General features: G+C 65.5%; 9 protein-coding genes. 5 read left to right on the plus strand and 4 right to left on the minus strand.

The annotated features are described in order from the left end of the window. The 3 genes from JHC36_RS05710 to smpB all read right to left on the minus strand — a co-directional run. The coding region (locus JHC36_RS05710) for a sigma-70 family RNA polymerase sigma factor (RefSeq protein WP_287916941.1) at positions 1 to 464 on the minus strand (464 nt) is incomplete at its 3' end. Between the two features lie 14 nt (positions 465 to 478). After that, positions 479 to 859, minus strand: coding sequence for a COG4315 family predicted lipoprotein (locus JHC36_RS05715; RefSeq protein WP_287916944.1), 381 nt, complete (start codon positions 857 to 859; stop codon positions 479 to 481). A 94-nt stretch (positions 860 to 953) separates the two neighbouring features. Further along, positions 954 to 1433, minus strand: a complete 480-nt coding sequence (smpB, locus tag JHC36_RS05720) for an SsrA-binding protein SmpB (RefSeq protein WP_287916947.1) — start codon at positions 1431 to 1433, stop codon at positions 954 to 956. A 104-nt stretch (positions 1434 to 1537) separates the two neighbouring features. On the opposite strand from smpB, the gene JHC36_RS05725 reads away from it, so the two are divergent. Further along, entirely contained in the window at positions 1538 to 1978 is a 441-nt protein-coding gene (locus JHC36_RS05725) for a type II toxin-antitoxin system RatA family toxin (RefSeq protein ID WP_124221914.1), read from the plus strand. An 8-nt stretch (positions 1979 to 1986) separates the two neighbouring features. Next, positions 1987 to 2310 (plus strand): RnfH family protein, encoded by a 324-nt coding sequence (locus tag JHC36_RS05730; RefSeq protein ID WP_287916950.1) that lies wholly within the window; start codon positions 1987 to 1989, stop codon positions 2308 to 2310. Between the two features lie 52 nt (positions 2311 to 2362). On the opposite strand, the gene JHC36_RS05735 is transcribed toward JHC36_RS05730, so the two are convergent. Further along, on the minus strand, positions 2363 to 2860 hold the full coding sequence (locus tag JHC36_RS05735; RefSeq protein WP_287916952.1) for a DUF4124 domain-containing protein: 498 nt from the start codon (positions 2858 to 2860) through the stop codon (positions 2363 to 2365). 122 nt (positions 2861 to 2982) lie between these two features. Between JHC36_RS05735 and guaB the strand changes: the two genes are divergently transcribed. The 3 genes from guaB to JHC36_RS05750 all read left to right on the plus strand — a co-directional run bounded on the left by guaB (position 2983) and on the right by JHC36_RS05750 (position 6428). Further along, positions 2983 to 4452, plus strand: a complete 1470-nt coding sequence (guaB, locus tag JHC36_RS05740) for an IMP dehydrogenase (RefSeq protein ID WP_287916955.1) — start codon at positions 2983 to 2985, stop codon at positions 4450 to 4452. Positions 4453 to 4514: 62 nt separating this feature from the next. Next, positions 4515 to 6134, plus strand: coding sequence for a glutamine-hydrolyzing GMP synthase (gene guaA / locus JHC36_RS05745; RefSeq protein WP_124221905.1), 1620 nt, complete (start codon positions 4515 to 4517; stop codon positions 6132 to 6134). Positions 6135 to 6191: 57 nt separating this feature from the next. Beyond that, complete coding sequence (locus JHC36_RS05750) at positions 6192 to 6428, plus strand: hypothetical protein (RefSeq protein WP_287916959.1); 237 nt, start codon at positions 6192 to 6194, stop codon at positions 6426 to 6428. Positions 6429 to 6565: the final 137 nt, after the last annotated feature.

Here is a 6565-nt window from a genome sequence, read left to right on the forward strand (position 1 = left end):
CACTCGCGCAGCCGCGCGCGGGCGCGCGAAAGGCGGGACATGACGGTGCCGACCGGAATCCCCAGAATATTGGCGACCGCCTCGTAGCTCAGGTCTTCGAGCGTCACCAAAAGCAGCACGGTTCGCTGCTCCTCGGGGAGCCGCAGCAGGCAGCGCAGAAGGTCGAGTGCGAGATCGGACGGCGCCTCTGCGCCAGGCAGGTCGTCTGCCATCTCGTCGACGTCGATTTGTGCACTCGGTGCGGGTCGAAGTCGGGCGCGGCGTACCTGGTTGGCATGCAGGTTGTGCATCACCGTGAACAGCCAGGCCCGCAGGTCGCTGCCCGCGCGCCAGAGGTGCCAGCGGCTGCAGGCGCGCTCGAGCGTGTCTTGCACCAGATCGTCCGCCGCCCAGGGGTCGCCGACGAGGGCGCGCGCATACCGGCGCAAACCGGGTAGTTGCTCGCGCAGCGTCTGGCGGTCCATGCTGGGCAAATCGGTCAGGGACGAGCGGTGTGCCAGACCTGGTTGACGCCGTCACCGGTGCGGTCGCCCGGTTTGCTGTCTTTCACCCAGAAGTACAGCGGCTTACCACGGAAGGCCCACTGTTTGCGGCCATCGTCGCGGACGATGATGCTGTAGTCGCCCGTGGGCTGGTCGGTGTCCGAGGCGAGCAGCGGCGGCCAGTTGGTGGCGCAGGGCCCGTTGCAGACCGACTTGCCCGCGCCCTGCGGGTCTTTGTCGAACACATACAGCGTCATGCCGTTGGGGCCGACCAGCGCCCCGTCGGCAACCCGGGCGGGGGCGCTGCCGCTCGCCATGGCGGCGCAGCCTGAGAGCAGGGCAAGGGTGAGGGTGGCGGTGGCGTAAAGGTGTTTCATGAGCGACTCCGGTTGGTGGGGGGATCGAATGACAGCAGGGCTGTCCTCTCATGAACACGCGCTGAGTGGGTTTTATTCCCGCGCCAGCAAAAAATTACCGGTGGCGCGACTTCATCGCTCGCTCCACCTCGCGCTTGCCCTCGCGCTCCTTGATGGTGTCGCGTTTGTCGTGCTCGGCCTTGCCTTTGGCCAGACCGATTTCGCATTTCACGCGGCCGTTCTTCCAGTGCAGGTTCAGCGGGACGAGGGTGAAGCCCTTCTGCTCGACCTTGCCGACGAGGCGCCGGATTTCATCCTTGTGCAGCAGCAGCTTGCGGGTGCGGGTCGGGTCTGCGGTGACGTGGGTGGAGGCGGTCCTCAAAGGGGTGATTTGGCAGCCGATCAGGAACAGCTCGCCGTTGCGGATGACCACATAGCCATCGGTGAGCTGCACTTTGCCCGCGCGCAGGGCTTTGACCTCCCAGCCCTCGAGCACCATGCCCGCCTCGAAGCGCTCTTCGATGAAGTAGTTGAAGGCCGCCTTTTTGTTCTCGGCGATGCGGGTGTTGGATGCAGTGTTTTTGGAGGTGGCCATGAGGGAAGGCGGGTCGTGCGGCGGGCGGCCTCGGCCCGCAGGCGAGGCGAGGGCGGCTGTCCGCGCTGTGCGGTGCCTACAATCGGCACCGAGTCGCGCATTCTATGAAAAACGTCCACAAGTCCGTCCTCATCTGGTACAGCCCGGCAGAAATGTTTGCGCTGGTGACCGATGTGGAACGTTATCCGCAGTTTTTGCCTTGGTGCGACCACGCGCGTGTGCTCGAACGCGACGAAACCAGCATGGTCGCGGAAGTCGGTATTGGTTTTGGTGGGGTGCGCCAGGTTTTTGTCACGCGCAATCGCCACGAGCCCGACCGCAGCGTGTCGATGCAGCTGGTTTCGGGGCCGTTTTCCAAGCTCGATGGCGTCTGGCATTTTTTGCCGGTGGGTGATGGGACTCAACGCGCCTGCCGCGTCGAATTGCGTCTGGAGTACGGCTTCGACAACCGTGCGCTTGCGAGCGTCGTGGGGCCGGTCTTCGACAAGATCGCATCGAGCCTGGTCGACGCCTTTGTGCGGCGGGCCGAGCAAATTTACGGCTGAGGCCCACGATGCGCATCACGGTCGTTCATTCCCACGCGCCACGGCAGCTTTGGCTGCGGGAATTGGATCTGGATTCAGGCGCGACGGTGCGCGAAGCGCTTGCCGCGAGCGGTTTGCTCGATGCCTTCCCCACGCTGGACTTGGGGGCTTGCACGGTCGCGGTCTGGGGCCAGCGGGCACAGCCCACGGAGCGCCTGCGCGAAGGGGATCGGGTCGAAGTGTGTCGCCCGCTCAAGGTCGACCCGAAGGTCGCCCGGCGCGAGCGTTTTCGCGCGCAGGGCATGCGCACGGCGGGCCTCTTCGCCCAGGCCAAGGCCCCGAAGAAAAACTGAAACCTGGCCCGCAGCCGTCCGTGGGGCAGCAGGGACTTGTTCAGCGTCGCCCTTACTCGCAGTTGGCCAAAATGGCCTCGTCGATGCGCTTGAGTTCGGCGGCGCGTGCCGCGTCGTCGAGGATTTCGCGTTCGCCCTTGTCATTGATCCGCGCCATGCGCATGCCCGAAGTCAGCGCAGCCTTGGCGGCCTTGGCCCGCTTACAGTTGTCGGCTTTGAGCTGACGCTGCTTTTCCTCTTCCGCCTTTTTCTTCGCCGCCTCGGCGGCCTCGGCTTCCTTCTTCTTTTTCTCGAGTGGATCCTCAGCCGCCGCAGCGGCACCACCCGCGGGCTTGGTGCCGGCCGATGCGGGGGCAGGGGTCTCCGCAGCCTCGCTCGTGGGGCGCACTTGGCCCGGCCGTCGCAGGATGTTCTTTTCCGGCACCTCTGCCGGCGGCGGCCGGTCGCTGTAGACCTTGCGGCCGCTCGCGTCGAGCCACTGCCATTGCCCGAAGGCCGGGGCACATGAAATTCCGATGGCGATGAGCCAGGCCAGGTTCTTGAGCTTCATGAGGATCAAGTGTAGCGATGGAACGGCCCGCGTGGTGCACGTCGCGGGACGCGTCGAACGGTCTGCGGCTGGTGTCTGCGGCTGGGGGTGGACGGATACAATCGGCTTTTTGGAGCTCATCTATGCGCCTCTTGGGAAAAGCGCTCACTTTCGACGACGTTCTTCTGGTCCCCGCGTTTTCCTCGGTCCTACCGAAAGACACTTCGCTGGCGACCGCCTTCACCCGCAACATCCGGCTCAACCTGCCGCTCGTGTCCGCTGCGATGGACACGGTGACGGAAGCGCGTCTGGCCATCGCCATCGCCCAAGAGGGTGGTATTGGCATCGTGCACAAGAACCTGACGCCGCAGGAGCAGGCGGCGCACGTCGCCAAGGTCAAGCGCTATGAGTCGGGCGTGTTGCGCGACCCCGTGGTCATTGGGCCGGATACCACCGTGCGGCAGGTGATGCAGCTTTCGGATGAACTCGGTGTTTCGGGCTTCCCGGTGGTTCAGGACGGCAAGGTGGTCGGCATCGTCACCGGGCGCGACCTGCGCTTCGAAACCCGCATGGATGCGCCGGTGCGCGAAATCATGACGCCCCGCGAGCGCCTCATCACCGTGCCTGAGGGCACCACGCCCGAAGAGGCCAAGGCGCTGTTGAACAAGCACAAGCTCGAGCGCCTGCTGGTCGTCAACGATGCATTCGAGCTCAAGGGCCTCATCACCGTCAAGGACATCACCAAGCAGCTCAACTTCCCGAACGCCGCGCGCGATTCCGCCGGGCGACTGCGCGTGGGTGCGGCGGTCGGTGTCGGCGCGGGCACCGAGGAGCGCGTGGAGCTTCTGGTGAAGGCGGGTGTGGACGCGATCGTTGTCGATACCGCGCACGGTCACAGCAAGGGCGTGATCGATCGCGTGCGCTGGGTGAAGCAGAACTATCCGCAGGTCGAGGTGATCGGCGGCAACATCGCCACGGGTGCAGCCGCGCGTGCGCTGGTCGAGGCCGGGGCGGATGCGGTCAAGGTTGGCATCGGCCCGGGCTCGATCTGCACCACGCGCATCGTCGCAGGCGTCGGGGTTCCGCAGATCACCGCCATCGACAACGTGGCCTCGGCCCTGCACGGCACGGGCGTGCCCTTGATTGCCGACGGCGGCGTGCGCTACAGCGGCGACATTGCCAAGGCCATCGCCGCGGGCGCGAGCACCGTCATGATGGGCGGCATGTTCGCTGGCACCGAGGAGGCGCCCGGCGAGGTCATCCTGTACCAGGGCCGCAGCTACAAGAGCTACCGCGGCATGGGGTCGATCGGCGCCATGCAACAGGGCAGCGCCGACCGCTACTTCCAGGAGTCGAGCACGGGCAACCCCAACGCCGACAAGCTCGTGCCCGAAGGCATCGAAGGCCGCGTGCCCTACAAGGGCTCGGTCGTCGCCATCATCTTCCAGATGGCGGGTGGCCTGCGCGCAGCCATGGGCTATTGCGGCTGCGCGACGATCGAAGAGATGCAGCAGCGCGCCGAGTTCGTCCAAATCACGGCGGCGGGCATACGTGAGAGCCACGTCCACGACGTGCAGATCACCAAGGAAGCGCCCAACTACCGCGCGGACTGAGCGCACTCCACCCCAATCGGGCTGCCGCAGGCGGCCCTTTTTTCTTTTTCAGGCACGTCGTCATGCAGCACTCGAAAATCCTCATCCTCGACTTCGGCTCCCAGGTCACGCAGCTCATCGCGCGGCGCGTGCGCGAGATGCACGTTTATTGCGAAGTTCACCCCTGCGACGTGAGCGACGAATGGGTGCGCGCGTATGCCGCCGATGGCAAGCTCAAGGGCGTGATCCTCTCGGGCAGCCATGCCAGCGCGTATGAGGAATCGACCGACCGCGCGCCGCAGGCGGTGTTTGAGCTGGGCGTGCCGGTGCTCGGCATTTGCTACGGCATGCAGACCATGGCGCAGCAGCTTGGCGGGGTGGTCGAGGGCGGCCACCAGCGCGAATTCGGCTATGCCGAAGTCCGTGCGCGTGGCCATACCGCGCTGCTCAAGGGCATTGCCGACTTCACCACGCCCGAAGGCCACGGCATGCTGAAAGTCTGGATGAGTCACGGCGACAAGGTGACGCAGCTGCCGCCGGGCTTCAAGCTCATGGCCAGCACGGAAAGCTGCCCCATCGCGGGCATGGCCGACGAGGCGCGGCGCTTCTATGCGGTGCAGTTCCACCCCGAGGTCACCCACACCGTGCAGGGGCGCGCGATTCTGGAGCGCTTCGTGCTGGAGATCTGCGGCGCCGAGCCCGATTGGGTCATGCACGACCACGTGGCCGAGGCGGTCGAAGCGATCCGCCAACAGGTGGGGGACGAAGAGGTCATCCTTGGCCTCTCGGGCGGCGTGGATTCGTCCGTCGCTGCAGCCCTGATCCACCGCGCCATTGGCGACCAACTCACCTGCGTGTTCGTCGACCATGGGTTGCTGCGGCTCAATGAGGGCGACATGGTGATGGAGATGTTCGCGGGCAAGCTCCATGCCAAGGTAATCCGCGTGGACGCGAGTGAACTCTTCCTCAGCCGCCTGGCCGGTGTGAGCGACCCCGAGCAAAAGCGCAAGATCATCGGCGGGTTGTTCGTCGATGTGTTCAAGGCCGAGGCGGCCAAGCTCAAGGCCGGCGGCAATGGCCACAAAGGCGCGACCTTCCTCGCCCAGGGCACGATTTACCCGGACGTCATCGAATCGGGCGGCGCCAAAAGCAAGAAAGCCGTCACCATCAAGAGCCACCACAACGTGGGCGGCCTGCCCGAGCAGCTTGGGCTCAAACTGCTCGAGCCGCTGCGCGACCTGTTCAAGGACGAGGTGCGCGAACTCGGCCTCGCCCTGGGTCTCCCACACGACATGGTCTACCGCCACCCCTTCCCGGGGCCGGGGCTGGGCGTGCGCATTCTGGGTGAAGTCAAAAAAGAATACGCCGACCTGCTGCGCCGCGCCGACGCCATCTTCATCGAGGAGCTGCGCTCCACCGTCGAGCCCAACTCCGGCAAGACCTGGTACGAACTGACCAGCCAGGCCTTTGCCGTGTTCCTGCCCGTCAAGAGCGTGGGCGTCATGGGCGACGGCCGCACCTACGACTACGTCGTGGCCCTGCGCGCGGTGCAAACCAGCGACTTCATGACCGCCGACTGGGCCGAACTGCCCTACAGCTTGCTCAAGAAGGTGAGCAGCCGCATCATCAACGAAGTGCGCGGCATCAACCGCGTCGTCTACGACGTCTCCAGCAAGCCGCCGGCGACGATTGAGTGGGAGTGAGTCGCACACCGGCAGCGGTTCCTCGGTGAGCGATTTCCGCAAAAAGTAGGAGGAACGATGAAAGGCATCTTCGGGCTCGTCGGCGTCTTGGTCGCGCTGGCGGTGCTGGGCTTGGTGGTGAAGAAGCAGCTGGCGGCGCACGATCGGGTGGTGCCTGCGGCCGTGGTCGCTCCGGCGAGCGATGCGTCGTCGGCGGTGACTGTGCGTGAACAGGCGCGGCAAACCCAGCAGCAGGTGCGCCAGCAGGTCGAGAGCCTGATGCAGCAGCCTCGGCCGATGCCGGAAGGGCAGTGAGAGGCTGAGAGGGAATTGGTCATGCCCGCTTTGACGCCCCAAAACACGCCAGAGGGCGTTGCAAATGCGCGCCGTAGCCCGAGCTACGGCTGTGCTTTGCGCCTACTCGGGCGCGTTTTGGGGCGCCCCTTCGGGCA

The sequence above is a fragment of the Tibeticola sp. genome (assembly GCF_022759015.1).
Classification (GTDB): domain Bacteria; phylum Pseudomonadota; class Gammaproteobacteria; order Burkholderiales; family Burkholderiaceae_C; genus Tibeticola; species Tibeticola sediminis.

Coding starts and splice junctions, on each gene's coding strand:
- JHC36_RS05715 (WP_287916944.1), bottom strand. CDS start 859: ATGAAACACCTTTACGCCACCGCCACCCTCACCCTTGCCCTGCTCTCA.
- smpB (WP_287916947.1), bottom strand. CDS start 1,433: ATGGCCACCTCCAAAAACACTGCATCCAACACCCGCATCGCCGAGAAC.
- JHC36_RS05725 (WP_124221914.1), top strand. CDS start 1,538: ATGAAAAACGTCCACAAGTCCGTCCTCATCTGGTACAGCCCGGCAGAA.
- JHC36_RS05730 (WP_287916950.1), top strand. CDS start 1,987: ATGCGCATCACGGTCGTTCATTCCCACGCGCCACGGCAGCTTTGGCTG.
- JHC36_RS05735 (WP_287916952.1), bottom strand. CDS start 2,860: ATGAAGCTCAAGAACCTGGCCTGGCTCATCGCCATCGGAATTTCATGT.
- guaB (WP_287916955.1), top strand. CDS start 2,983: ATGCGCCTCTTGGGAAAAGCGCTCACTTTCGACGACGTTCTTCTGGTC.
- guaA (WP_124221905.1), top strand. CDS start 4,515: ATGCAGCACTCGAAAATCCTCATCCTCGACTTCGGCTCCCAGGTCACG.
- JHC36_RS05750 (WP_287916959.1), top strand. CDS start 6,192: ATGAAAGGCATCTTCGGGCTCGTCGGCGTCTTGGTCGCGCTGGCGGTG.